This window comes from Lichenibacterium dinghuense, assembly GCF_021730615.1.
In the GTDB taxonomy this organism is placed as follows: Bacteria; Pseudomonadota; Alphaproteobacteria; order Rhizobiales; family Beijerinckiaceae; genus Lichenihabitans; species Lichenihabitans dinghuensis.
On the sequence record NZ_JAJLMN010000001.1, the window covers coordinates 461243 to 485971 of the forward strand.

A 24729-nucleotide genomic window follows, 5' to 3' on the forward strand; every position below is an offset into this window, starting at 1 on the left:
GCCCGTCCCATGTCGACCGCCCCCGCCCCGCGCCCCACACCCCGCGCCGGCCTCCTCGCCATCGAGGCCTACGTGCCCGGCAAGAGCGCGGTGCCGCCCGGCGTGAAGCTGCACAAGCTGTCGTCGAACGAGAACCCGCTCGGCCCCTCGCCCCGGGCGATGGCGGCCTTCGCGGAGGCGGCCAAGAAGCTGGAGGTGTATCCCGACGGCGCCGCGACCCGGCTGCGCGAGGCGATCGGCCGGCGCTACGGCATCGACCCCGCGCGGATCGTCTGCGGCTGCGGCTCGGACGACCTGCTGTCGCTGCTGGCCTACAGCTACATCGGGCCGGGCGACGAGGCGATCCACTCCGAGCACGGCTTCCTGATATACGACATCGCCATCCGGGCCGCGGGCGGCACGCCCGTGGTCGCGCCGGAGCGCGGCCTCACGACCGACGTCGACGCCGTGCTGGCGCGCGTGACCGAGCGCACCCGCGTGGTGTTCCTCGCCAACCCCAACAACCCGACCGGGACCTACCTGCCCTTCTCGGAGGTGAAGCGGCTGCACGCCGGCCTGCGCCCGGACACCCTCCTGGTGCTCGACGCCGCCTACGCCGAATACGTCCGCAACAACGATTATTCTTCCGGCCTGGAGCTCGCGGCCGAGGCCGGCAACGTCGTGATGACGCGCACCTTCTCGAAGATCCACGGCCTCGCGGCGCTGCGCGTCGGCTGGGCCTACGCGCCCGCGCCGGTCTGCGACGCGATGAACCGCATCCGCGGCGCCTTCAACGTCAACCTGCCCGCCATCGAGGCCGGCATCGCCGCCATGGAGGACCGCGCCCACGAGGACGCCGCCGTGGCCCACAACGCGCGATGGGCCGCGTGGCTCACCGAGGCGCTGGGCGCGCTCGGGCTCGACGTGGTGCCGAGCGTCGGCAACTTCCTGCTCGTCGGCTTCCCGCAGGGCCGCGCCGCGGCGGCCGACCGCTTCCTCGCCGAGCGCGGCCTCGTGGTCCGCGCCGTGACGTCCTACGGCCTGCCGGACCACCTGCGCATCACGGTGGGCACCGAGGAGGCCAACCGCCTCGTCGCCGCGGCGCTGCGCGACTTCGTGGCGACGCCCGCCCATGGCTGACGCCGACGGCATCGTGTTCGACCGCCTGTGCGTGATCGGCCTCGGGCTGATCGGCGCCTCGGTCGCGCTGGCGGCGCGGCGCGGCGGGCGCGTCGGCTCCGTCGTGGCCTTCGACGCCTCGGCGGCCGTGCGGGCGCGCGTGGGCGAACTCGGCCTCGCCGACCGCGTGGCCGAGACGGCCGCTGAAGCGGTGCGCGGCGCCGACGGCGTAGTGCTCTGCGTGCCGGTCGGCGCGCTCGGCGCGGTGGCGGCCGCGATCGCGCCCCACCTGGAGCCCGGCGCCGTGCTGAGCGACGTCGGCTCGGTGAAGGGCTCGGTCGTGGCCGCGGTGGCGCCGCACCTGCCGCCCGGCGTCTCCTTCGTGCCGGCCCACCCGGTGGCGGGCACCGAGTTCTCGGGGCCGGACGCCGGCTTCGCGGCGCTGTTCGAGAACCGCTGGTGCATCCTCACCCCCTGCCCCGCCTCCACCGAGGACGGGGTCGCGCGGGTGCGGGCGCTGTGGGAGTCGTTCGGGGCCCGCGTCGACGCGATGACGCCGCAGCACCACGACCTCGTGCTCGCCATCACCAGCCACGTGCCGCACCTCATCGCTTACAACATCGTGGGCACGGCGGCGGACCTCGAAACGGTGACGGATTCCGAGGTCATCAAGTTCTCGGCCGGCGGCTTCCGCGACTTCACCCGCATCGCGGCCTCCGACCCGACCATGTGGCGGGACGTGTTCCTCAACAACCGCGAGGCCGTGCTGGAGATGCTCGGCCGCTTCCTGGAAGACCTGTCGCAGCTCCAGCGCATGGTGCGCTTCGGCGACGGGGACGGGCTGTTCGACCTCTTCACCCGGACGCGGGCGATCCGCCGGTCGATCGTCGCGGTCGGGCAGGAGACGGCGGCCGCGGACTTCGGGCGTCCGGGCGCGCCGGCACCGAAGGCGGCCGACTGAGGCCCGGAGCCGGTGACCCGGGTCCGGTGCCGCGCTCCCCGCATTCGGGCGGAGTTGCAGCGATGTGACAGTTCGCGGTTTCGTAGGTCTTGACGATGCGGCGACGGTTGCAAAAACGCCGTCGCTGAGCCCTACCTCCACCCCGAGGGCGCCCGGATCGGGCGCCGGATCCGGACGGCGGCGGGACGGCACCGCGGTCCTCCGGCCTCGGTGGACCTGCCAGCATGACGATCTCCGCCCGCGCCTCCCTGCCGCCGATGCGCGCCGCCGCGCCGGCCCGGCAGCGGGCCGCCGTGATCGTCCGCCCGGCGCCGGGCTACCGGACCCCGATCGACGGCCTGCGCGCCGTGGCGGTCGGCGCGGTCGTCCTGTTCCACTTCGGCGTCGCGCCCTTCTCGGGCGGTTTCGTCGGCGTCGACGTGTTCTTCGTGATCTCCGGCTTCCTGATCACGCGCCTCCTCCTGGCCGACATCGCCGACAGGAAGCCGCTGATCTTGCCCTTCTACCGGCGCCGCATCCTCCGCCTCTTCCCCGCGCTGTTCATGATGCTGGCCGTCACGCTCGCGGCGGCGCTCCTGCTGCTCTACCCGAGCGACCTGCGCCATTTCGGCGAAAGCCTCGCCAGCGTGGCCGGCTTCGGCTCCAACCTGTATTTCCGCAACAGCTCCGGCTACTTCAGCGCCGCCGCCGACCAGAAGCCCCTGCTGCACACCTGGTCGCTGTCGGTCGAGGAGCAGTTCTACCTCGTGTATCCGCCGCTGCTCGCGGTGCTGGCCCGGCGCTCCGTTCGATTGGCCGCCGCCGTGCTCGGCCTCCTGGCCCTGGCCTCACTGCTCGCGAGCGCCTGGGCGACGCGCGCCGCGCCGATGACGGCCTTCTACCTGACGCCCTTCCGGTTCTGGGAGCTGATGCTCGGCGGCCTGATCCCGCTCTTCGGACTGGCCGCGCCGCGCTCGCGGGCCGCGTCCGAGACGCTCGCCTGGGGCGGGCTCGGCCTGATCGCGGCCGCCGTGTTCGGCTACACGCTGGAGACGCCCTTTCCGGGGCTCGCCGCCCTGCCCCCGTGCCTCGGCGCCGCGGCGGTGATCCTGAGCTGCGAGCGGCCGGGCTCGAACGCCGCGGCGCGCCTGCTGAGCCTTCCGGCCGCGACGGCGCTCGGGCGGATCTCCTACTCGCTCTACCTGTGGCACTGGCCGGTGATCGTGTTCGCCGGCCATTGGCTGTTCCGCCGGCCGACCGGGATCGAGACGCCCGCGCTGATCGCCCTCTCGCTGGCTCTGGCGGCGGCCTCCTACCGCTTCGTCGAGCAGCCGTTCCGGCACGGCCGCGGCGCGGGGTGCGCCCCCGCACCGCCCTGGCCGCGGGCGCGGGCCTCATGGCCGCGACGGCGCTCTGCGGCGGAGCGCTGGTCGAGACCCGCGGATGGCCGGCGCGCTTCTCCCCCGAGGTCCGCGCCATCCTCGACGCGGGCGCCACGGCGGCGCGCGGCGCGCGGCGGGAGCACGGCTGCCTCGACCGGCTCGACGCGACGCCGGCGGGGGGCGAAACCTGCCCCATCGGCGCGAGCGCCGCGGCCGAGCCGGACTTCGTGCTGTGGGGCGATTCGCTCGCCGGCAACATGGTGGCGCCGGTCGCCGAAGCCGCCGCGGCGCGGGGCCTCTCCGGCCGCCTCGTCGAGTTCCATTCCTGCACGCCCCTCGACGGCGTGGACGCCCTGCGGGTCCGCGGCTGCCGGGCCTTCAACGCCGAGACGGAGCGGCGCGTCCTGTCCGATCCGGGCGTGAAGACCGTGGTCCTGGCGTCCTTCTGGGCGGCCGCCCTGGCGCCGTTCCGCCCCGATCCGGGCCGGTCGCCGGCGCTGCTGCGCGACGACGCGTCGGCCGAGGCCTCCGCGGCCGAGACCCTCCGCGCCTTCGACCGCGGCCTCGAACGCCTCGTCGCGGCCCTGACGGCGGCCGGCAAGCGCGTGGTGATCGTGGCCTCGGTGCCCGAGGTCGGGGTCGACGTGCCGGAAAGCCTCGCCCGTCTGGCGCAGGGCCTCGGCCGCGACCCCGCGCCGACGCGGGCCTCCTACCTCGAACGGCAGGCGGCGACGTTCCGCACCTTCGCCGACCTCGCGGCCCGCTACGGCGTCCGCGTCGTCTACCCGCACGAGGCCCTGTGCGCCGGGGAGCGGTGCGCGATCGCCGCGGACGGGCTGCCCCTCTACTTCGACGCCGCCCACCTCAACGTGTCCGGCGCCCTCAAGCTCCGGCCGCTGTTCGCCGGCCTGTTCTGAGGCCCGGCTGGCGCGCGGGAGCGATCACCGCCCCTCCGCCAGCGCGTCGAGGTAGCGCGCGGGCCGGCCCTTGGCGGCGGCCTGCGCCGCGTGCGCGATGGCGTTCGCGTCGATGCCGTGGTGGTGGTAGAGGTCCGCCACCGTGCCGGTCTGGCCGAAATGCTCGACGCCGAGCGCCTTGACGCGGTGGCCCGCGACGCCGCCGAGCCAGGCCAGCGTGGCCGGGTGGCCGTCGATCACCGTGACGATGCCGCAGTCGCGCGACAGGGGCGCCAGCAGCCGCTCGACGTGCGACAGCGCCCCGGCGCGCCCGCGCTGGCGCGCCCGCTCGGCGGCCTGCCAGCCCGAGTTCAGCCGATCCGCCGAGGTCACGGCCAGCACGCCGATGTCCCGGAAGTCCTCGGCGAGCAGCCCCGCCGCCGCGACCGCCTCGGGCGCCACCGCGCCCTGGTAGGCGATCACGGCCCGCGCGTTCGGCCCCGGCGGCCGCAGCCAGTAGCCGCCCGTCACGACGTCGCGCGCCAGCTCCCGGCTCATCTCGCGGCGTGGCTGCTCGACGGGGCGCGTCGACAGGCGCAGGTAGACCGAGCCGCCCGTCTCGTCGCGCAGCCAGTCGCGCTCGTCGGGGTCGCCCTCGCCGTCGCGCTGCACGTAGTCGAAGCTCCAGCGCAAGATCGCGGCGAGCTCGTCCACGAAGCCCGGCTCGAAGGAGGACAGCCCGTCCTGCGCCATGCCGACCAGCGGCGTGCCGATCGACTGGTGGGCGCCCCCCTCCGGCGCCAGCGTGATGCCGGACGGGGTCGCCACCAGGATGAAGCGGGCGTCCTGATAGCAGGCGTAGTTCAGCGCGTCGGCGCCGCGGTAGATGAAGGGGTCGTAGAGCGTGCCGACGGGGATCAGCCGCTCGCCGAAGAGGGAATGCGACAGGCCCAGCGCCGACAGGCAGGTGAAGAGGTTCGACTCCGCGATGCCGAGCTCGATGTGCTGCCCCTTGGGCGAGAAGTCCCAGGTGGCGGTCGAGGGGATGCGCTCGGACCTGAACGTGTCCGCCATGTCGGCCTTGGCGAAGAGGCCGCGCCGGTTCACGAAGCCCGACAGGTTGGTCGACACGGTCACGTCGGGCGAGGTCGTCACCACCCGGTCCGCGATGGGCTCGCCCGAGCGCGCGAGGTCGGACAGGATCTGGCCGAAGCCGGCCTGCGTGGTCATGACGGGCGCGGCGTTGTAGGTGAGCGCGGCCGGCACCGGCACGCGCGCCGCCTCCAGGCGCCGGCGTCCGCCCCGCCGGAACGGCACGGCGTCGAGGAAGCCCCGGAGCTCCGCCTCGGGCACGCCCGCGCCCTCGAAGGGCTCCCACTCGTGGCCGGGCCGCACGCCCATGCGGGCCTGGAACACCTCCATCTGCTTCGGCGTCATCAGGCCGGCGTGGTTGTCCTTGTGGCCCGCGAGCGGCAGGCCGAAGCCCTTGATCGTATAGGCGATGAAGCAGGCCGGGCGCTCGTCGTCGCGGCGGTCCTCGAAGGCGCGGAGCAGCGTCGGCAGGTCGTGGCCGGCGAGGTTGGTCATCAGGCGGGCGAGCTGGTCGTCGTCGCGCGCGGCGATGAGGCGCGACACCTCGCCCCCGTCGCCGATCTGGTCCTCCAGCCGCCGGCGCCACGCGGCGCCGCCCTGGAAGCACAGCGCGGAATAGAGCTGGTTCGGGCAGTGGTCAATCCAGTGGCGGAGCCTCTCGCCGCCGGGCTCGGCGAAGGCGGCCTCCAGCAGCGTGCCGTATTTCAGCACCACCACGTCCCAGCCGAAGTTGGAGAAGATCGACTCGAACCGCTCCCACAGGCCCTCGCGGATGACGGCGTCGAGGCTCTGGCGGTTGTAGTCGATCACCCACCAGCAGTTCCGGAGCCCGTGCTTCCAGCCCTCCAGCAGCGCCTCGAAGATGTTGCCCTCGTCCATCTCGGCGTCGCCGAGCAGCGCCACCATGCGGCCCATCGGCCGGGTGTTCGCCCAGCTCTTGGCGCCGACGTAGTCCTGCACCAGCGAGGCGAACAGCGTCTGCGCCACGCCGAGGCCCACCGAGCCCGTGGAGAAGTCGACGTCGTCGACGTCCTTGGTGCGGCTCGGATAGGACTGGGCGCCCTTGAAGCCGCGGAAGTTCAGGAGCTTGTCGCGCGTCTGCAGCCCGAACAGGTATTGCAGGGCGTGGAAGTTCGGCGACGCGTGGGGCTTCACCGCGACCCGGTCCTCGGGGCGCAGCACCGCGCCGTAGAGCGCGGTCATGACGGTCGCGAGCGAGGCCGATGAGGCCTGGTGGCCGCCGACCTTGACGCCGTCGCCCTCGCGCAGGTGGTTGGCGGCGTGGATGGTCCAGGTCGCGAGCCACAGGACCTTGCGCTCGATCGCCTCCAGGCAACGCAGCCGCGGATCCGCCATCGTCTGACTCCCCGATATGATTTTGACGGGAGGGGAGCACCTTCGGCGGCGCGGCGCAATGGCTCCGACAACGGCTCGATGGTGTCGCCGGCCCCTCAGGGACCGGATGCGATCTCGACCAGATCTTCACCGCGCTCCAGCGCGCGCACGAGATCGGGCAGGATCGTGTCGAACCAGTCGAGCAACTCACGTCGGCGCGTGTTTCGCAGGCGGATCCAGACCACGCGGGGGCCGCCGACACGCAGCACCTTCCAACGCGCGAAATCCTCGTCCTTCGTGACGATGATGGCGCCGGTCGCCTCGGCGTGATGCCATATGGCGTCGTCGCTGGCATCGGCCAGCCGTGGTCCCCGACGTGCTCCGCCGAATGCCCGCGCTCTGCCAGCCGACGGGCGAGGGCCGGTGGAAGCTGCGCATCGACGAGGAAGCGCATTCAGGCCACGCGCAAGATGACGTGATCGCTTTCCCGCGCCGCGAACTCCAGCACGGCCGCGATGTCGTCGGCTTCCAGCAGCGGATAGTCTTCGAGGATCTCCTCGCGGCTGGCGCCGGCCGCCAGAAGGTCGAGCACATCCTTCACCCGGATGCGAAGGCCGCGGATGCAGGGGCGTCCGCCGCACTGGTCGGGATCCAGGGTGATCCGGTCGTACATGCCCATCGCAAGCCCCTCCCGTCGCAGCCGCTCCTCATATCACGACGTCTGCCCGACGATCAGCGTTGCCGTCGGCCGTGCATCGCGGCCTGGGACCGACTATGACGGAGTGACGATGAGAACCACTGTCCCATGATCCCCAACCTCCTCTCCATCGCGGGCTCGGACCCGAGCGGCGGCGCCGGCGTGCAGGCCGACCTCAAGACCTTCTCGGCGCTGGGCTGCTACGGCATGGCGGCGCTGACGGCCCTGACGGCGCAGAACACCCGCGGCGTCTCCGCCGTGCACGTGCCGCCGCCGGAGTTCCTCGCGGCCCAGCTCGACGCGGTCTTCGCCGACGTGCGGGTCGACGCCGTCAAGCTCGGCATGCTGGCGACGGGCGACATGGTGCGGGCGGTGGCGCGCTGCCTCGGCGCGCATCCGGGCCTGCCCGTGGTGCTCGACCCCGTGCTGGTGGCGACGAGCGGCGACAGCCTGGGGGCGCCCGACGTCGTCGACGCGATGCTGGAGCACCTCCTGCCGCTGGCCACCGTGGTCACGCCGAACCTGCCCGAAGCGGCGCGCCTCGCGGGCGTCGCCGTGCCGGAGGACGAGGACGCCATGCGGGCCGCCGCCGAGGCCCTGATGGCGCGGGGCGCGCAGGCCGTGCTGGTGAAGGGCGGCCACCTCGCGGGCGGCGACGCCGTCGACCTCCTGGCCGAGGCGGGCGAGATCCGCTTCTTCCGCGCGCGGCGGATCGACACGCCGAATACCCACGGCACCGGCTGCACCCTGTCGTCGGCGACCGCCTGCTACCTCGCCAAGGGCCTGCCCCTGGCCGATGCGGTCGACGCCGCCAAATCCTATCTCAACGGGGCCATCGCAGACAGCGGGAGCCTCGGCGTGGGCGGCGGGCACGGCCCGGTCCACCACTTCCACGCCCTGTGGCCCGCCGGAGGATCAGAGGTTCGATGAACGTCCAGACCCGCATCGACTCCGTCACCAAGCTTTACGCCGCGACGGGGCCCCTGCCGCCCGGCCATCCGGCGGTGAAGCCGCGCCGCATCGGCGTGCTGCTCACCAACCTCGGCACGCCGGACGCGACGGACTACTGGTCGATGCGCCGCTACTTGAAGGAGTTCCTGTCGGATCGCCGCGTCATCGAGACCAACCGCGCGCTGTGGTGGGTCATCCTCAACGGCATCATCCTCACCGTCCGCCCTGGCAAGAAGGGCAAGGACTACGACACGATCTGGAACCGGGAGCTCGACGAGAGCCCGCTGAAGACCATCACCCGCTCGCAGACCGAGAAGCTGCAGGCCTCGGTCGCGGCCGGCCTGCTCGGCCCGGAGGGCGTCGACGTGCGCGTCGACTGGGGCATGCGCTACGGCAACCCCTCCGTGAAGTCGGCGCTGGAGCGGCTACAGGCCGAGGGCTGCGACCGCATCCTGCTCGTGCCGCTCTACCCGCAATACGCCGCCGCCACGAGCGCCACCGCCTGCGACAAGGCCTTCGAGGCGCTGATGCAGATGCGCTGGCAGCCGGCGCTGCGCGTGGCGCCGCCCTACGCCGACGACCCCGACTACATCGACGCCGTGGCCGAATCGATCCGCGAGGGCCTCGCCAAGCTCGACTTCGAGCCCGAGGTGATCATCGCCTCGTTCCACGGCGTGCCGAAGGAATACCTGCTCAAGGGCGACCCCTACCACTGCCAGTGCGCCAAGACGGCGCGGCTGATCCGCGAGCGGATGGGCCTCACCGCCGAGCAGTTCATGCTGACGTTCCAGTCGCGCTTCGGCGGCGCGGAATGGCTGCAGCCCTACACGGACGAGACCATCAAGGCCCTCGCGGCGCGCGGGGTGAAGCGCCTCGCCGTGGTGACGCCGGGCTTCTCGGCCGACTGCCTCGAGACGATCGAGGAGATCGGCGGCGAGAACGCCGAATATTTCCACCACGGCGGCGGCGAGCACTTCGCCCGCATCGAGTGCCTCAACGACAGCCCCGGCGGCATCCGCGTGATCGAGGCCATCGTGCGGCGCGAGCTGATGGGCTGGATCTGACCCCTACTGCACGCAGGCGACGTGCGGCCCGGCGATGGGCTGCATGTCGAGGATGCGCTGCGCCAGCAGGCGGTGCTTGCGCGACGGCCGGACGGCATTGCGCAGCACCGGGCTCGGCAGCGCGGTGGCGAGCAGCGCCGCCTGGCGCGCCGTCAACGCCGAGGCCGGCACCCTGAAATCCCGCTGCGACGCCGCCTCGATGCCGAAGACGCCGTCGCCCCATTCCGCGACGTTGAGGTAGGCTTCGAGCACCTTGCGCTTGCCCCAGGCGGCGTCGAGCAGCACCGCCAGCGGGATCTCGAGCGCCTTCCGCACGTAGGACCGGCCGGGCCACAGGAACAGGTTCTTGGCCACCTGCATGGTGATGGTGGAGGCGCCGCGCGAGGGCGCGCCGTCGCTGTCGGCGATCACCTCGCGCAGCGCGCCGAGGTCGACCCCGTGCTCGCGGCAGAACTGCCCGTCCTCGGACAGGACCACGGAGGCGACGAGCCGCGGCGACACGGCGGACAGCGGCACCCAGCGCCTGTCGACCGGCTCGCCGGTCAGCCAACGGGCCAGCATGAGGGTCGAGACGGGGTGGATCGCGCTCTGCAGCGCCAGGGCCCCCGCCCCGAGCAGTGCCACCAGGAGGGCGAGCCGGACGATCCACCTCAACACGGGCGGCGTCCAGAAACCGTGTTCGGCGAAAGAATCGTCAACTGCGGGCATCCGCACATTGATTCGGGCCGGACATGGCCGCATCTTGATGAGGCACAGCCGTGCCCCAACCCTGAACACGGGACAGATCCACTGAACTCGACCCAACTCGCGACCGCGGCGCAGCCGCTCCCGTCGACCCAGGACCAGCTGTCCGGGACCGACCCTCTGGTCCGGACGATACTCGACAGTCTCGACGATGCCAAAGCCGAGGACGTGGTCGCGATCGATCTCCGGGGCAAGACGTCCCTCGCCGACACGATGGTGGTGGCGAGCGGCCGGTCCACCACGCACGTCAGCGCCATCGCCGACCGGCTCCTGCGCCAGTGCAAGACCGCCGGCACCGCGACCCGCGTCGAAGGGCTGAGCAACTGCGACTGGGTGCTGGTGGACGCCGGCGACGCCATCATCCACATCTTCCGCCCCGAGGTGCGCCAGTTCTACAATCTGGAGAAGATGTGGGGCGGCCTGCGCCCCGAGGAGGCCCATGCCGGCTGACCCCTCGGCGTGAGGCTCGTGCTGGCGGCCGTCGGCCGCATGAAGGCCGGCCCCGAGCGCGAGCTTCTGGACCGCTACGTTTCACGGGCCCGCGCCTCGGCGCGGGCCCTCGGCGTCTCCAACCTCGACCTGATCGAGGTGGACGAGGGCCGCGCCCGCTCGGTCGACGAGCGCCGGCGCGAGGAGGCGGCGGCCCTGAGCGCGAAGCTGCCGCCGGGAGCCGTGCTGTTCGCGCTGGACGAGCGCGGGCGATCGCTGCCGAGCCCCGCCTTCGCGGAGCGCGTCGGCCGCATCATCGACGGCGGCGCGCCGGCGCTGGCCTTCGCGGTCGGGGGTCCAGACGGGTTCGACGAGGGCTTCCGGTCGGGCGCGCGCGAGGTGGTGAGCTTCGGCGCCGCCACCATGCCGCACCAGCTCGCGCGGATCGTGCTGGCCGAGCAGGTCTACCGCGCGGTCACCATCCTCACCGGCCACCCCTACCATCGCGCCTGACGGCGCGACGGCGTCGGGAAGGCTCTCGCCGCGCCGATCAGAAGCCAGGCGGCTCGTCGACGACCGGCGGCTTCTCATGCAGTGCGGCGAAGCACGCCATGTCGACCGGGTGCTTCTCCATCCCCGAGCCGACGGTGTAGTAGACCGACCCGTCGAGACGCCGGTAGTAGGTTCCCCCGACCGAAAGGGCTCGTGGTTCGTGAACTGCTCGCCTATGCCGGCGACGCAGGAGGAGCGTGGGTTCCATTGGGCCTGTTGCGCGCTCGCGGCCGTCGTGAGCGCGAGCAGCGCCACCATCGCCTTCGACATGAGATCGTCTCCGACCGGAGTCAGTCTCGACTCCGGCCTGGACAACTCGGGCGATCCCGGCGCGTTCCGAGGCGTCGGGGCGGGAGACGCCCCGGCGGCTTCGCCTACCGGCTCGCCTCGTCGATGCGGGTCGCCAGCGCCGCGATCGTCTTGGAATAGACCGCGCTGGCGTTCCACTGCTGGATCACGGGGAAGTTGGGCTGGCCCGGCTCCCAGCCCTGGCCGGCCTGCCAGCCGTAGGACTGCAGGAACTTGGCCGTGGAGGCCAGCACGTCCGGCACCGAGCGGATGAGGTCGGCCCGGCCCTTGCCGTCGTAGTCGACGGCGAACTTCAGGTAGGACGAGGGCATGAACTGCGTCTGCCCAATCTCGCCCGCCCAGGCGCCGTGCATGTTGCCGGGCGTCAGGTCGCCGCGCTGGACGATGCGCAGCGCGTCGAGCAGTTCGGCGCGGAACTTGTCGGACCGGCGGCAGTCGTAGGCCAGCGTCGCCAGGGACTGGATGGTGTCGTATTTGCCGTTGAACGAGCCGAAGTCGGTCTCGAGGCCCCAGATGGCCACCAGCACCGGGCCCGGCACGCCGTATTGCTTCTCGATGCGGTCGAGCAGCGGCTGATACTTGCGCACGAGGGCGGCGCCCTTGGCGACGCGCGGCGGCACCATGCGGTTCGAGAACTGCTCGAAGCTCTGCCGGAACACGCCCTGGGCGCGGTCGGCCTTGATGGTGTTGTGGTCGTAGATGATGTTGTCGAGCGAGCGGCTGATCACCGAGCGCGAGATGCCCTGGGCCGCCGCCTCCTGCTTGAAGCCGGCGAGCCACTGCTCGAAGCCCTCGGCGTCGTTGCCGCAGGCCGCGCCCTGGGCGAAGGCCGGGGCCGGGGCGAGGAACGGCGCCGCCCCGGCCAGGAGGGCCGCGAGCGCCGCGGCACGGGCGAGCGAAACGAAGGGACGCATGGGACTCCTCGGCTGGGGCGGCCGCGCCGAGGCGGCGGGTCTCGCGGTGTGAGGCGCGGGCGCGGGCCCGGCAGGCCCGGTCGCACCTTTCGGCATGGACCGACCCCTACACAACCCCGCGCCCCTTTGCACGCCCCTTCTCTCCGCGGGGTGAATCCGCCCTCAGTCCTGCAACAGGCGCTTCAGCAGTTCCAGCTCCTCGGCCAGCACCGCCTCCTTGCCGCTCAGCGCCTCGATCTTGCGCACGGCGTGGAGCACCGTCGTGTGGTCGCGCCCGCCGAAGCGGCGGCCGATCTCGGGCAGCGAGCGCAGCGTCAGCGCCTTCGACAGGTACATGGCGATCTGCCGGGGCCGCACCACCACCGCGGTGCGGCGCGACGACAGGATGTCGGCGCGGCTGACGTTGTAGTGGTTGGCGACGAGCTTCTGGATGTCCTCGATCTTGACGCGCTTGGGCTCGCGGGTCCGCACGAGGTCGCGGATCGCGGCTTCCGCGGTCTCGACCGTGTGGGCCGTGCCCGACAGCGTGGCATGCGCCATCAGCCGGTTCACGGCGCCGTCGAGGTCGCGCCCGTTGGTCGCGATGGCGCGGGCCACGTAGCTCGTCACCGCCGGCGTCAGGGCGAAGCCGGGGTGCAGGGCCCGGGCCGCCACGACGCGGTTCTCCAGGATCTTCACCCGCAGCGCCTCGTCGGGCGCCTCCATCTCGACGCAGAGGCCGCCGGCGAGGCGGGAGCGCACGCGCTCGTCGAGCGACTCCAGCTCGGACGGCGGGCGGTCCGCCGCGACGATGACCTGGCGGCCGTCGTCGATCAGCGCGTTCAGCGTGTGGCAGAACTCGGTCTGGGTGGCCTTGCCCTGGAGGAACTGCACGTCGTCGATGATCAGCACGTCGATGGCGCGGAGCTTCTCCTTGAAGGCGATCGAGGTCTGCGCCTTCAGGGCCGCCACGAAGCCGTACATGAAGCGCTCGGCCGTGAGGTAGATCACGCGCCGGTCGGCTTCCGTCACGGCGTGGGCCGTGGCCTGCAGCAGGTGCGTCTTGCCCAGGCCCACCGCCGCGTGGATGTAGAGGGGGCTGAACAGCGGCGGCGCGCCCGGCGCCGCCTCGGCGATGCGCTGCGCGGCCGCGCAGGCGAGCTGGTTCGAGCGGCCGACCACGAAGGCGCCGAAGGTCAGGCGCCGGTCGAGCGGCGAGCCCGACAGGGCGTCGGCGGGCGCGCCGGCCGGCGTCGCGGACGCGGCGACCGCCTTGGCGTTCGGCTCCCACTTGGCCTGGGCCACGGCACGGGGCGAGCCCGCCTTGACCTCGGGCGCGAGCTCGCCGACCTCGACGACGGCCGCGGGGGCCGCCTTGGCGGCGGCGCGGCCGGACGCGCGCAGGCCCACGACGCAGCGCTTCACCTCGGGGGCCTCGGCGGCCAGCGTGGAGCAGAGCTTGTCGACGTAGTGCGACTGGATCCAGGTCTTCAGGAAGTTGGTCGGCACCGACAGGTAGGCGGTGTCGTCCTCGATCCGGTCGAGGTCGAGGCGGGCGAACCAGGCGCTGAACACAGCCTCGCCGAGTTCGGCGCGCAGTCGGCGGCAGGCGTTGGACCATTGTTCGGTCCGGGGAGCGGCGCTCTGGCTCCCCTCGTTCCCACGGGAAGGCTGAAGCGAAGCGACGGTGTCGAGGATGGCGTCGTGGTCCACCACGCGGGTGGCATCGTTTCGCGCTGTCATCTGGGTGGTGTTCTTTCTGGCGTGGGATGTGTGCCGCATCTCAGACCGAAAGTCGTATGCAGGTGCGCCCGGCGGGCTTCATGGCGGGGGCCGGCTCCGGCACCGCCGCGCTTCGAGTGGCCTTCCGAAGCGCGGGATGGGAAGCGGCCCGGAGGGCTCTATCGTTTGGTCGTTCGCCGATGGCGGCGAAGGGATCGGAGTGTTTCAGCAGTCGATGCCATGCTCTTCCGGGTGAGTCACCATCGAGCGTCCGGCCTCGGGGCTCAAATGATCGATCGAGTTTTAGCAATAACGCCTGAATCAAACGCAAACTCGAAGAGGAACCTCCAACATCTTTGTGCGAACCAGGGGTTCTACCGAGTCTAGGCTGGCGCCGTGGACTTCAACAGGATGTGCCAGGAATCTGAGAACATCTACCGTGGGGACGCCGACGACCGGCGCCCCGCCGGTGAATTCAAGCTACCTCCGGCCTCCGGGGCGGGCAACCGACTCCCGCGACGATTCCGATGCGGCGGCCCCGAGACGTCCGATTTCGGGAATGCGCCCGCCTCCCGCCACAGTCCCTAACGGCCGGGATTCCAACGGGATAACGCTCCGGAGCCGTTGACAGGCGGCGTTCCGACGGCCGGGACGATTCAACCCGGCTCCGGGCCCGAATCGGGCCCGTCAATCCCGATCTCAGCGGGCCGATTCTGCGCTTTCCCCCTAACCCTCTGTTATGTATACCGATTTCTTGCGCGGCCGGTATGGTTAACGACCCATTTGCCCATTATCGTAAACAGGCTGTTGATAAGTCGGGAAGCGCACCGCGGGCCCTTCCGGGCGGGCTCGACTCCGCCTCCGGCTTCCGATCCGCCCCGGACCATCCGCCCGGCCGAGGCCGGCCACGTCGCCACGATGCGGCCGCAATGACGAACGCGCCCGAGCGGGGTCGGCGCGGCCGGCCCCGGTGCGCTTGGGCCGGGTGCGGAGGTGCGATAGACACGGGCCATGAGCCTCGCCCTGCAAAGCCACGATGCCGCTCCGACCGCCGAAGCTTCAGCGCTCGACCGCCCACAGCTCGACGCCGACATCGCCCTCCTGCGCGCCGAACACCCCGACGACGCCGCGTTCCGCCGCGCGGTCGTGGACCGCTTCCGCGCCGCGCTCGGCGCCGGGCGGGCCGCCATCCTGAGCGATTTCGCGGCCGACCACGGCGGCCTGCGCTGCGCGTCGCGGCTCGCGACGCTGCAGGACGAGATCGTCCGCTCGCTCTACACCTACGTGGTCCGCTACGTGTACCCGCTCGACCGGCCGAGCACGGCGGAGCGGCTCTGCGTGGTCGCGGTCGGGGGCTACGGCCGCGCCACGCTGGCGCCCGGCTCCGACATCGATCTCCTGTTCCTGCTGCCCTACAAGCAGACGCCGTGGGGCGAGAGCGTGGTCGAGGCCATGCTCTACGTGCTGTGGGACCTGCGCCAGAAGGTCGGCCACTCGACCCGCTCGGTCGACGAATGCGTCCGGCAGGCCAAGGCCGACATGACGATCCGCACGGCCCTGCTGGAAGCGCGCTTCATCCTGGGCGACGCCGCCCTGTTCGACGACCTGCAGCTGCGCTTCGACCGCGACGTCCAGGCCCGGACAGCGCGCGAGTTCGTCGCCGCCAAGATGGCCGAGCGCGAAACGCGCATCACGCGCGCCGGCGCGTCGCGCTACCTCGTCGAGCCCAACGTCAAGGAGGGCAAGGGGGGGCTGCGCGACCTCAACACCCTGTTCTGGATCGCCAAATACGCCTACCGGGTGGCCGAGCCCTCCGCCCTCGTCGGGGCGGGCCTGTTCACCGCCAAGGAGTTCCGGCTGTTCTGCCGCTGCGAGGAGTTCCTGTGGCGCGTCCGCTGCGAGCTCCACGTCGTGTCGGGCCGCGCCGAGGAGCGCCTGTCCTTCGACTACCAGCGCCGCATCGCGGCCCGCCTCGGCTACGGCACCGGCCCGAGCCTGTCGGGGGTCGAGCGCTTCATGAAGCACTATTTCCTGGTGGCGAAGAACGTCGGCGACCTCACCGCCATCGTGTGCTCGGCCATCGAGGAGCGGGAGGCGCCGCAGCCCGCCGCGCTCGACCGCATCGTCCAGGGCCTCAAGCGGCGCACCCGCTCCATCGCCGGCACCAACGACTTCCGCGTCGAGTTCGACCGCATCACGGTGACCCGCCGCGACGTCTTCGAGCGCGACCCCGTCAACCTCATCCGCCTGTTCGCGGTGGCGGACTTCTACGACCTGCCGATCCACCCCGACGCGACGCGCCTCGTGACGCTGTCGCTGCGCCGGGTCGACCGGTCGCTCCGGGAGAACCCGGAGGCCAACCGCCTGTTCATGGATATCCTGACCTCGCGCCGCGCGCCCGAGACGGCGCTGCGCCGCATGAACGAGGCCGGGGTGCTCGGGCGCTTCATCCCCGAGTTCGGCCGCATCGTCGCCTTGATGCAGTTCAACATGTACCACCACTACACGGTGGACGAGCACCTGCTGCGGGCCGTCGGCATCCTGGCCGAGATCGACGCCGGGCGCTCGCGCGAGGCCCACCCGCTCGCCAACGAGCTGATGCCCACCGTTGCGAGCCGAAACGCCCTCTATCTCGCGGTGTTCCTGCACGACGTCGCCAAGGGCAAGCAGGAGGACCACTCCCTGGCCGGCGCCGCCCTGGCGCGGGGCCTCGCGCCGCGGCTCGGCCTGTCGGAGGAGGAGACGGAGCTGACCGCCTGGCTCGTCGAGCACCACCTCGACATGTCCAACACGGCGCAGAGCCGCGACCTCAACGACCGCCGCACCATCGAAACCTTCGCCGGCATCGTCGGAACGGTGGAGCAGCTCAAGGCGCTGATGATCCTCACCATCTGCGACATCAAGGCGGTCGGCCCCGGCGTGTGGAACGGGTGGAAGGGTCAACTCCTGCGGACCCTCTACACCGAGACCGAGACGCTGCTCAGCGGCGACAGCCCGGACTTCGACCGGCACGCGCGCGTGCTGGCCGCCCAGGACCAGCTCCGCCCCGCCCTACCCGAGTTCCCCGACGACGAGTTCCGCGCCTACGTGGCCCGCCACTACGCGCCCTACTGGCTGCGCACCGGCCAGGCGAACCGCATCCGCGACGCCCGGCTGATCCGCACGCTGTGGCAGCAGGGCAAGGGCTTCGCCAGCGACGTCGCCACCGACCGGTTCCGCTCCATCACCGAGCTGACCATCGTGGCGCCGGACCACCCGCGGCTGCTGTCCGTGATCGCGGGGTCCTGCGCCAGCGCGGGCGCCAACATCGTCGACGCGCACATCTACACCACCAAGGACGGGCTCGCGCTCGACACCGTCAGCGTGTCCCGCGCCTTCGACCAGGACGACGACGAGATGCGGCGGGCCGGCCGGATCGCCTCCGGCATCGAGCGCGCCCTGCGCGGCCAGATCCGGTTGAACGACATGGTGGCGGCCAAGGACGCGTCGCCGAAGGGCGGGCGCGCCGCCTTCGCGCTGCACCCTAAGATCATCGTCGACAACGCCGCCTCGCGCCGCCACACCGTGCTGCAGGTGAGCGGCGTCGACCGGCCGGGCCTGCTCTACGACCTGACCCGCGCGCTGGCGGGCCTGAGCCTCAACATCGCCTCGGCCCACATCGCGACCTTCGGCGAGAAGGCGGTCGACAGCTTCTACGTGTCCGACCTCCTCGGCGCGAAGATCACCGATCCGGCGCGCCAGGAGGTGATCCGCCGCGTGCTCGGCGACGTGTTCGAGCCCGCCCCTCCGGGTGCGCCCTCGGCCGCCGACGCTTGATTTCCGACCCCCGTCCTCCGATATCGGGGCCGACCTCGCCTTCCCTGGAGACAGCATGATGACCGACCCCGCCGACACCTCAAACGTCGAGGCGACGGCACCCGAGGCCGACGACGTGCTGCGCGACGGAGCCCCGGCCTCGGACGCATCCGCCCAGGGCGTGGCCCCGTCGGAGTCGAACGGCGCCGTGGAGGCGCTGCAGGCCGAGGTCGCGTCGCTGAAGGACCGCGTGCTCCGCACCATGGCCGAGATGGAGAACCTGCGGCGGCGCACTGAGCGCGAGGTGGCGGACGCCAAGAGCTACGGCGTGACCTCCTTCGCGCGCGAGATGGTGTCCGCCGTCGACAACCTGCAGCGCGCCGTGGCGAGCCTGCCCGCGGAGGCCAAGGCCGAGGCCTCGCCCGCGCTCCAGTCCTTCGTCCAGGGGATCGAGCTGACCGAGCGCGACCTGCTGTCCCGCATGGCGCGCTTCAAGGTGCAGCCGATCGAGACGGTCGGCACCCGCTTCGACCCCAACCGCCACGAGGCCCTGTTCGAGATGCCGGACGAGTCGGTGCCGACCGGAACGGTCGTGCAGCAGGTCGAGACCGGCTACGTCATCGGCGAGCGCGTGCTGCGCCCGGCCAAGGTCGGCGTGTCGCGCGGCGGCCCGAAGCCGGAAGCGGCGCAGCAGGGCTGACCCGCTCCGGCCACTCACGACTGAAACAAAGAACGGCGGGGCATCAGCCCCGCCGTTCTTTGTTTCAGACTGCTCTGGGGTGAGCGGCGGCCCTGCCGGCCGCCGCGCCGTCCCGCTCAGTGGTTGTCGCGGGGCACGCCCATGGTCTGGGCGACGCGCTGGTACTTCACCGCCGGCTTGAGCACCATGCCCTCGTCGAACTGGTCCACCATGGAGCGCTGGATCTCCTGCCAGGGCGTCTGGTTCTTGGCAAACTGGTAGCCGCCTTGCCCCTGCAGCGCGGCGCGGCGCACGTTCAGTTCCTCGGCCGAGAGCAGCATGTCGGCCGTGCGCCGGTTGAGGTCGATGCGCACGCGGTCGCCGGTCTGCAGCAGGGCGAGCCCGCCGCCCGCCGCGGCCTCGGGCGAGGCGTTGAGGATCGAGGGCGAGGCCGAGGTGCCGGACTGCCGCCCGTCGCCGATGCAGGGCAGCGACAGGATCCCGCGCTTGATGAGGGCCGCAGGCGGCTGCATGTTCACCACCTCGGCGCCGCCGGGGTAGCCGATCGGCCCGGTGCCCCGGATGAACAGCAGGCAGTGCTCGTCGATCTCCAGCGCCGGGTCGTCGATGCGGTGGTGGTAGTCCTCCGGCCCCTCGAACACGATGGCGCGGCCCTCGAAGGCGCCGGGGTCGCTCGCGTTGGACAGGTAGCGCTCCTCGAACTCCTTCGAGATCACGCTGGTCTTCATCACCGCGTTGTCGAACAGGTTGCCGCGCAGCACGATGAAGCCCGCATCCTCGCGCAGCGGCGCCGCGATCGGGAAGATCACGTCCGCGTCGAGCGTCTTGCGGCCGCGGTTGTTGTCGCCGAAGCTCTTGCCGTTGGCCGTGAGCGCGCCCTCGCGGACGAGGCCCTTCTCCATGAGTTGCGCCACCACGGCCGGCACGCCGCCGGCGCGGTGGAACTCCTCGCCGAGGTACTTGCCGGCCGGCTGCATGTTGACCAGCAGCGGCACCTTGTGGCCGAGCGTCTCCCAGTCGAAGATGTCGAGCGGCACGCCGGCGTGGCGCGCGATGGCGTTGATGTGGATCGTCGCGTTGGTCGAGCCGCCGATGGCCGAGTTGACCACGATGGCGTTCTCGATGGCCTCGCGGGTGATGATGTCGGAGGGCTTGAGGTCCTCCCACACCATGTCGACGATGCGCCGGCCGGTCTCGTAGGCGATCTGCCCGCGCTCGCGGTAGGGCGCCGGGATGGCGGCGCAGCCCGGCAGCGTCATGCCGAGCGCTTCCGCCAGCGCGTTCATGGTCGAGGCCGTCCCCATGGTGTTGCAGTGGCCGACCGAGGGCGCCGAGGAGGTCACGATCTCCATGAACTCCTCGTAGTCGATGTGGCCCGCCGCCATCTCCTCGCGGCTCTTCCACACGATGGTGCCGGACCCCGTGCGCTCGCCGTTGTGCCAGCCGTTCAGCATCGGCCCGCCGCAGAGCACGATGGCGGGGATGTTCACGGTGGCGGCCGCCATGATGCAGGCCGGGGTGGTCTTGTCGCAGCCGGTGGTCAGCACCACGCCGTCGAGCGGGTAGCCGTAGAGTGTCTCGACGAGGCCGAGGTAGGCGAGGTTGCGGTCGAGGGCGGCCGTCGGGCGCTTGCCGGTCTCCTGGATCGGGTGGACCGGGAACTCCATCGGCACGCCGCCCATGGCGATGATGCCGTCGCGCACGCGCTTGGCGAGCTCGAGGTGGTGACGGTTGCAGGGGCTGAGGTCGTTGCCGGTCTGGGCGATGCCGATGATGGGCTTGCCGGAGCGGAGTTCGCCGGGGGTCAGGCCGAAGTTCAGGTAGCGCTCGATGTAGAGCGCCGTCATGCCCGGGTTCTCGGGATTGTCGAACCACAGCTGCGAACGCAGCTTGCGCGGCCCCGCGGCGCCGTTCCCCGACACGCCGTTCACCGATCCACCCATGGCGTCCTCCTCGCTTTAGATGTCTTCTAGGCCGGCCGAGATTGTCGGACAAGTCGCATTGTCGTCACAGCTCGCGGCGCCGTCCTGCCACATTTCTGCCCCGTGCCGCCGAACCCTTCGACAGGCCGCGCGTTCTCTGCCCGGGTCGCAACCAGTTCAGGGATACACAATGCGCAAGATCATCGTCGCCGTGGCGGCTCTCGCCGCGCTGGGTTCGGTGTCCGTGTCCGAGGCCCAGGCGGGCTGCATCACCGGCGCGATCGTCGGCGGCATCGCCGGCCACTTCGCCCATCACGGCCTCGCCGGCGCGGCCGCCGGCTGCGCGGCCGGCCACTACGCTTCCAAGTATCGCCGCAGCCACCGTTACTATCGTCGCGCCTACTGAGCGATCCGACGGCGGGGCGCCGCGCGAGCGGCGCCTCTCCGCGTCAGCCGAAGGCCTGCAGCCCCGTGATGGCACGCCCGAGGATGAGCGCGTGGACGTCGTGGGTGCCCTCGTAGGTGTTCACCGTTTCCAGGTTCTGGCTGTGGCGCATGACGCCGTACTCGGCCGTGATGCCGTTGCCGCCGTGCATGTCGCGCGACGTGCGGGCGATGTCGAGCGCCACGCCGCAGTTGTTGCGCTTCACCAGCGAGATCATCTCGGGCGCCGTCCGCCCCTCGTCCATCAGCCGCCCGACGCGCAACGACGCCTGGAGGCCGAGCGCGATGCCGGTCTGCATGTCGGCGAGCTTCTTCTGGATGAGCTGCGTGGCCGCCAGGGGCCGCTTGAACTGGTGCCGGTCCAGCGTGTAGCCGCGCGCCCGATGCATGCAGTCCTCCGCGGCGCCCATCACGCCCCAGGAGATGCCGTAGCGCGCCCGGTTGAGGCAGCCGAACGGCCCCTTCAGCCCCGACACGCCGGGCAGCAGCGCCTCCTCGCCGACCGCGACGTCCTCCATCACGATCTGCCCCGTGACGGAGGCGCGCAGGCTGAGCTTGCCGGCGATGCGCGGGGCGGAGAGGCCCTTCATACCCTTCTCGAGCACGAAGCCGCGGATGGCGCCGTCATGCGCGTCCGACTTGGCCCAGACCACGAAGACGTCGGCGATCGGCGCGTTGGAGATCCAGGTCTTGGCGCCGGAGATGACGTAGCCGCCCTCGACCTTGCGGGCCCGCGTCAGCATGCCGGCGGGGTCGGAGCCGGCGTCGGGCTCGGTCAGGCCGAAGCAGCCGATCAGGGTGCCGGAGGCGAGTCCCGGCAGATACTTCGCGCGCTGCGCCTCGCTGCCGTAGGCGTGGATCGGGTACATGACCAGCGAGGACTGCACGCTCATCATCGAGCGGTAGCCCGAATCGACGCGCTCGACCTCGCGCGCCACGAGGCCGTAGGACACGTAGGACGCGCCGGCGCAGCCGTAGTCCTCCGGCAGCGTCACGCCGAGGAGGCCGAGCGCGCCCATCTCGGCGAAGATCTCGGGCTCGACCGCCTCGTCACGGTAGGCGGCGAGGATGCGCGGGGCGAGCTTCTCGTGCGCGTAGTCCCGCGCCGTGTCGCGGATCATGCGCTCCTCGGCCGAGAGCTGATCGTCGAGGAGCAGCGGGTCGTCCCACTGGAAGGCCGCGGCCTTGGGCAGGACTCGGTCGTGGGCGTTCATGGCGGGCCTCCCCGGCGGCGGCGGGCCGTCGCTCATCGAGCCATGCTAGTCTCGGCCGACGGCGAAGGCCAGGAGCCACCGCGTCGCTCGCGCGCCGCGGAAACGGTCAGCCCCTGAGCGTGCCGCCCGTCTTCTTCGCCACCGCCTCGACCACCCGCTTGCTCACGGCGTCGAGGTCGGCCTCGGCCAGCGTCCGATCCTTCGGCTGCAGCGTCACCGCGATGGCGACGGACTTCTGCCCCTCCGGCACGCCCTTGCCCTCGTAGACGTCGAAGACCGACACGCCCGACACCAGCGCGCGGTCGGCGCCCTGCGCCGCGCCGGCGAGGTCGGCGGCGGCGACCTCGCGGTCGACCAGGAAGGCGAAGTCGCGCTCCACCGGCTGGAGGTCCGACAGGAGGAGCTTCGGCCGCGCCTTGGTGGGCCTCGCCTTGGGGGCCGGCAGGGCGTCGAGGGTGATCTCGAAGACCGCGAGCGGGCCCGCGACGTCGAGCGCGCGCAGCACCTCCGGGTGGACCTCGCCGCAGAAGCCGACCGTGTTCTTCGGCCCCATGCGAAAGGTGAGCGAGCGGCCGGGATGCAGCCAGTCCGGCCCGCCCGGCACCGCCTGCACGGCGGCGGGGTTGACGCCCAGCGCGGCGATCAGCGCCAGCGCGTCCGCCTTGGCGTCGAACACGCCGACGGCGCCGGCCGCTCCCGTCCAGTGCCGCCCCGCGCCGGCCGCCTTGGCGGTGCCGCGGCGCAGGCCGGCAGCAACCACGCGCTGGTCGACCTCGCCGTCGCCGAGGAACACCTGGCCGACCTCGAACAGGGCGACGTCGCCCGCCCCGCGCGCCGCGTTGCGCCCGGCGCCCGCGATGAGGCCGGGCAGCAGGCTCGGCCGCATGGCGCTGAGGTCGGCCGCGATGGGGTTGGCGAGCCTGAGCTCCGGCTTGCCGCCGCCGAACAGCTTGGCCTGCTCGTCCGACACGAAGCTCCAGGTGACGGCTTCGAGCAGGCCCTCCCCGGCCAGCACGCGCTTGGCGAGGCGCGTGCGGCGCTGCAGCAGGGTCAGCACCGGGCGCGGCACGCCGGGCTCGCGCGGCAGCGGCTGCGATTCGACGCGGTCGAGGCCGGCGATGCGGACGATCTCCTCGACGAGGTCGGCCTTGCCGTGAACGTCCGGCCGCCACGACGGCACGCGCACGACGATCCGGTCGGCATTGTCGGGGTGCCCGACGAGGTCGAAGCCGAGCTTCTCCAGGATGCGCTGCATCTCGGAGGGCTCGAGGTCGAGCCCCGTCAGCCGGTGAACCTCGCTCAGGGGGAAGTCGATGCGGTGGTCCGGCTTCGGCACGGCGCCGGCCAGCGTCACGTCGGAGGGCTCGCCGCCGCAGATGTCGAGCACGAGCCGCGTCGCGAGGTCGAGCCCCGGCACGGTATAGGCCGGGTCGACGCCGCGTTCGAAGCGGTAGCGCGCGTCGGAGGACAGCGACAGCCGGCGGCCCGTCTGGGCCACGTTGGTCGTGTCCCACAGCGCGCTCTCGATCAGCACGTCCGTCGTATCCTCGCCGCAGCCCGAGGCCTCGCCGCCCATGATGCCGGCGATGGATTCGACGCCCCGATCGTCGGCGATCACCACCGCCGAGGGGTCGAGCGCGTAGGAGCGGCCGTTCAGGGCCTGCAGCGACTCGCCCTCCCGGGCGCGGCGCACCGTGATGGCGCCGTGGACCTTGGCGGCGTCGAAGACGTGCAGGGGCCGGCCGCGGTCGAAGGTCATGTAGTTGGTGATGTCGACCAGCGCGTTGATGGGGCGCAGGCCGATGGCGGCGAGCCGCCGCCGCATCCAGTCGGGCGAGGGCCCGTTCCTCACGCCGCGCACGAGGCGCAGCGCGAAGGCGGGGCACAGGTGCTCGTCGCCCGCCGCGAGGTCGAGCTCCAGCGCGACCGGCTGGGCGAAGCGGCCCTCGACGGCCGGCGCCGCCTCGTCCCTCAGGCGGCCGAGCCCCAGGGCGGCGAGGTCCCGCGCGATGCCGCGGACGCCGGCGGCGTCGGGCCGGTTCGGCGTCAGCGCGACGTCGATCACGGGGTCGTCCATGCCGGCGTAGGCGCCGTAGGCGCGGCCGACCGGCGCGTCACCGGGCAGCTCCGTGATGCCGTCGTGCTCCTCCGACAGGCCGAGCTCGGCGGCCGAGCACAGCATGCCGTCCGACGCGACGCCGCGGATCACGCCGGAGGCGATCGTGAGGTCCTTTCCAGGGATGTAGGTGCCCGGCGCCGAGAAGACCGTGAGCAGCCCCGCCCGCGCGTTGGGCGCCCCGCACACGACCTGCACGGGCGCGCCCGCGCCGGTGTCGACGGAGCAGACGCGCAGCCGGTCGGCGTTGGGATGCTGCGTCGCCTCGATGACGCGGGCGACCGTGAAGCCGCGCAGACGCTCGGCCGGGTCCTCGATGCCCTCGACCTCGAGCCCGACGCGGGTCAGGGCGTCGGCGATGTCGGCGAGCGTGGCCTCGGTGTCGAGGTGGTCCTTGAGCCAGGAGAGGGTGAATTTCATGGGTCCGAGGTGTC

At 72.0% G+C, this 24729-nt stretch carries 19 protein-coding genes and 1 pseudogene; 11 read left to right on the plus strand and 9 right to left on the minus strand.

The window, feature by feature from the left end; all coding sequences use genetic code 11:
* The first annotated feature begins 9 nt into the window (after positions 1 to 9).
* The 4 genes and pseudogenes from hisC (at position 10) to L7N97_RS02185 (ending at position 4337) form a co-directional block, all read left to right on the plus strand.
* The gene (gene hisC, locus L7N97_RS02170) at positions 10 to 1119 is read left to right on the plus strand and encodes a histidinol-phosphate transaminase (RefSeq protein ID WP_237476741.1); all 1110 of its coding nucleotides are present in this window, start codon (positions 10 to 12) and stop codon (positions 1117 to 1119) included.
* Positions 1112 to 2059 (plus strand): prephenate/arogenate dehydrogenase family protein, encoded by a 948-nt coding sequence (locus L7N97_RS02175; protein WP_237476742.1) that lies wholly within the window; start codon positions 1112 to 1114, stop codon positions 2057 to 2059. The genes hisC and L7N97_RS02175 overlap by 8 nt, the downstream gene beginning before the upstream one ends.
* A 257-nt stretch (positions 2060 to 2316) precedes the next feature.
* Positions 2317 to 3342 (plus strand): annotated as a pseudogene (locus L7N97_RS02180) (acyltransferase family protein); the annotation flags it as partial.
* Between the two features lie 92 nt (positions 3343 to 3434).
* Positions 3435 to 4337, plus strand: a complete 903-nt coding sequence (locus L7N97_RS02185; protein ID WP_237476743.1) for an SGNH hydrolase domain-containing protein — start codon at positions 3435 to 3437, stop codon at positions 4335 to 4337.
* A 24-nt stretch (positions 4338 to 4361) separates the two neighbouring features.
* Here the strand turns inward: L7N97_RS02185 and L7N97_RS02190 are convergent, their stop codons facing one another.
* The 3 genes from L7N97_RS02190 to L7N97_RS02205 form a co-directional block, all read right to left on the minus strand.
* Positions 4362 to 6764, minus strand: a complete 2403-nt coding sequence (locus L7N97_RS02190; protein WP_237476744.1) for a transketolase — start codon at positions 6762 to 6764, stop codon at positions 4362 to 4364.
* Positions 6765 to 6859: 95 nt separating this feature from the next.
* A complete protein-coding gene (locus L7N97_RS29620) occupies positions 6860 to 7201 on the minus strand; it encodes a DUF5615 family PIN-like protein (RefSeq protein ID WP_309242861.1) in 342 nt (113 codons plus the stop codon).
* On the minus strand, positions 7198 to 7422 hold the full coding sequence (locus L7N97_RS02205) for a DUF433 domain-containing protein (RefSeq protein ID WP_237476745.1): 225 nt from the start codon (positions 7420 to 7422) through the stop codon (positions 7198 to 7200). The genes L7N97_RS29620 and L7N97_RS02205 overlap by 4 nt, the downstream gene beginning before the upstream one ends.
* Positions 7423 to 7548: 126 nt before the next feature.
* Here L7N97_RS02205 and thiD point away from each other — a divergent pair, with 126 nt between their 5' ends.
* Together thiD and hemH are read left to right on the plus strand one after the other, a co-directional pair.
* Entirely contained in the window at positions 7549 to 8370 is an 822-nt protein-coding gene (gene thiD, locus L7N97_RS02210) for a bifunctional hydroxymethylpyrimidine kinase/phosphomethylpyrimidine kinase (protein WP_237476746.1), read from the plus strand.
* Positions 8367 to 9455: a ferrochelatase gene (gene hemH, locus L7N97_RS02215; RefSeq protein WP_237476747.1), complete on the plus strand. Its 1089-nt coding sequence runs from the start codon at positions 8367 to 8369 to the stop codon at positions 9453 to 9455. The genes thiD and hemH overlap by 4 nt, the downstream gene beginning before the upstream one ends.
* Positions 9456 to 9458: 3 nt before the next feature.
* Here hemH and L7N97_RS02220 read toward each other — a convergent pair whose 3' ends face one another.
* Positions 9459 to 10112, minus strand: coding sequence for a biosynthetic peptidoglycan transglycosylase (locus tag L7N97_RS02220; RefSeq protein ID WP_309242749.1), 654 nt, complete (start codon positions 10110 to 10112; stop codon positions 9459 to 9461).
* Between the two features lie 255 nt (positions 10113 to 10367).
* Between L7N97_RS02220 and rsfS the strand changes: the two genes are divergently transcribed.
* Both rsfS and rlmH read left to right on the plus strand, forming a co-directional pair.
* Positions 10368 to 10649 carry a ribosome silencing factor gene (gene rsfS, locus L7N97_RS02225; RefSeq protein ID WP_428980949.1) on the plus strand — a complete coding sequence of 94 codons (282 nt, stop codon included), beginning with the start codon at positions 10368 to 10370 and terminating at the stop codon, positions 10647 to 10649.
* Between the two features lie 9 nt (positions 10650 to 10658).
* Positions 10659 to 11141, plus strand: coding sequence for a 23S rRNA (pseudouridine(1915)-N(3))-methyltransferase RlmH (rlmH, locus tag L7N97_RS02230; protein WP_237476749.1), 483 nt, complete (start codon positions 10659 to 10661; stop codon positions 11139 to 11141).
* A 413-nt stretch (positions 11142 to 11554) separates the two neighbouring features.
* On the opposite strand, the gene L7N97_RS02235 is transcribed toward rlmH, so the two are convergent.
* The gene (locus tag L7N97_RS02235; RefSeq protein ID WP_237476750.1) at positions 11555 to 12403 is read right to left on the minus strand and encodes a lytic murein transglycosylase; all 849 of its coding nucleotides are present in this window, start codon (positions 12401 to 12403) and stop codon (positions 11555 to 11557) included.
* Between the two features lie 162 nt (positions 12404 to 12565).
* Positions 12566 to 14125, minus strand: a complete 1560-nt coding sequence (gene dnaA / locus L7N97_RS02240) for a chromosomal replication initiator protein DnaA (protein WP_237476751.1) — start codon at positions 14123 to 14125, stop codon at positions 12566 to 12568.
* 990 nt (positions 14126 to 15115) lie between these two features.
* On the opposite strand from dnaA, the gene L7N97_RS02245 reads away from it, so the two are divergent.
* Together L7N97_RS02245 and grpE are read left to right on the plus strand one after the other, a co-directional pair.
* Positions 15116 to 17920 carry a [protein-PII] uridylyltransferase gene (locus L7N97_RS02245; protein WP_237476752.1) on the plus strand — a complete coding sequence of 935 codons (2805 nt, stop codon included), beginning with the start codon at positions 15116 to 15118 and terminating at the stop codon, positions 17918 to 17920.
* A gap of 55 nt (positions 17921 to 17975) precedes the next feature.
* Positions 17976 to 18599 carry a nucleotide exchange factor GrpE gene (grpE, locus tag L7N97_RS02250; RefSeq protein ID WP_428980950.1) on the plus strand — a complete coding sequence of 208 codons (624 nt, stop codon included), beginning with the start codon at positions 17976 to 17978 and terminating at the stop codon, positions 18597 to 18599.
* 116 nt (positions 18600 to 18715) lie between these two features.
* On the opposite strand, the gene L7N97_RS02255 is transcribed toward grpE, so the two are convergent.
* A complete protein-coding gene (locus L7N97_RS02255) occupies positions 18716 to 20542 on the minus strand; it encodes an IlvD/Edd family dehydratase (RefSeq protein WP_237476753.1) in 1827 nt (608 codons plus the stop codon).
* A 169-nt stretch (positions 20543 to 20711) separates the two neighbouring features.
* On the opposite strand from L7N97_RS02255, the gene L7N97_RS02260 reads away from it, so the two are divergent.
* On the plus strand, positions 20712 to 20927 hold the full coding sequence (locus tag L7N97_RS02260; RefSeq protein WP_237476754.1) for a hypothetical protein: 216 nt from the start codon (positions 20712 to 20714) through the stop codon (positions 20925 to 20927).
* 43 nt (positions 20928 to 20970) lie between these two features.
* Here L7N97_RS02260 and L7N97_RS02265 read toward each other — a convergent pair whose 3' ends face one another.
* Together L7N97_RS02265 and pheT are read right to left on the minus strand one after the other, a co-directional pair.
* Complete coding sequence (locus L7N97_RS02265) at positions 20971 to 22179, minus strand: acyl-CoA dehydrogenase (protein WP_237476755.1); 1209 nt, start codon at positions 22177 to 22179, stop codon at positions 20971 to 20973.
* Positions 22180 to 22285: 106 nt separating this feature from the next.
* Positions 22286 to 24715: a phenylalanine--tRNA ligase subunit beta gene (gene pheT, locus L7N97_RS02270; RefSeq protein WP_237476756.1), complete on the minus strand. Its 2430-nt coding sequence runs from the start codon at positions 24713 to 24715 to the stop codon at positions 22286 to 22288.
* Positions 24716 to 24729 lie beyond the last annotated feature (14 nt).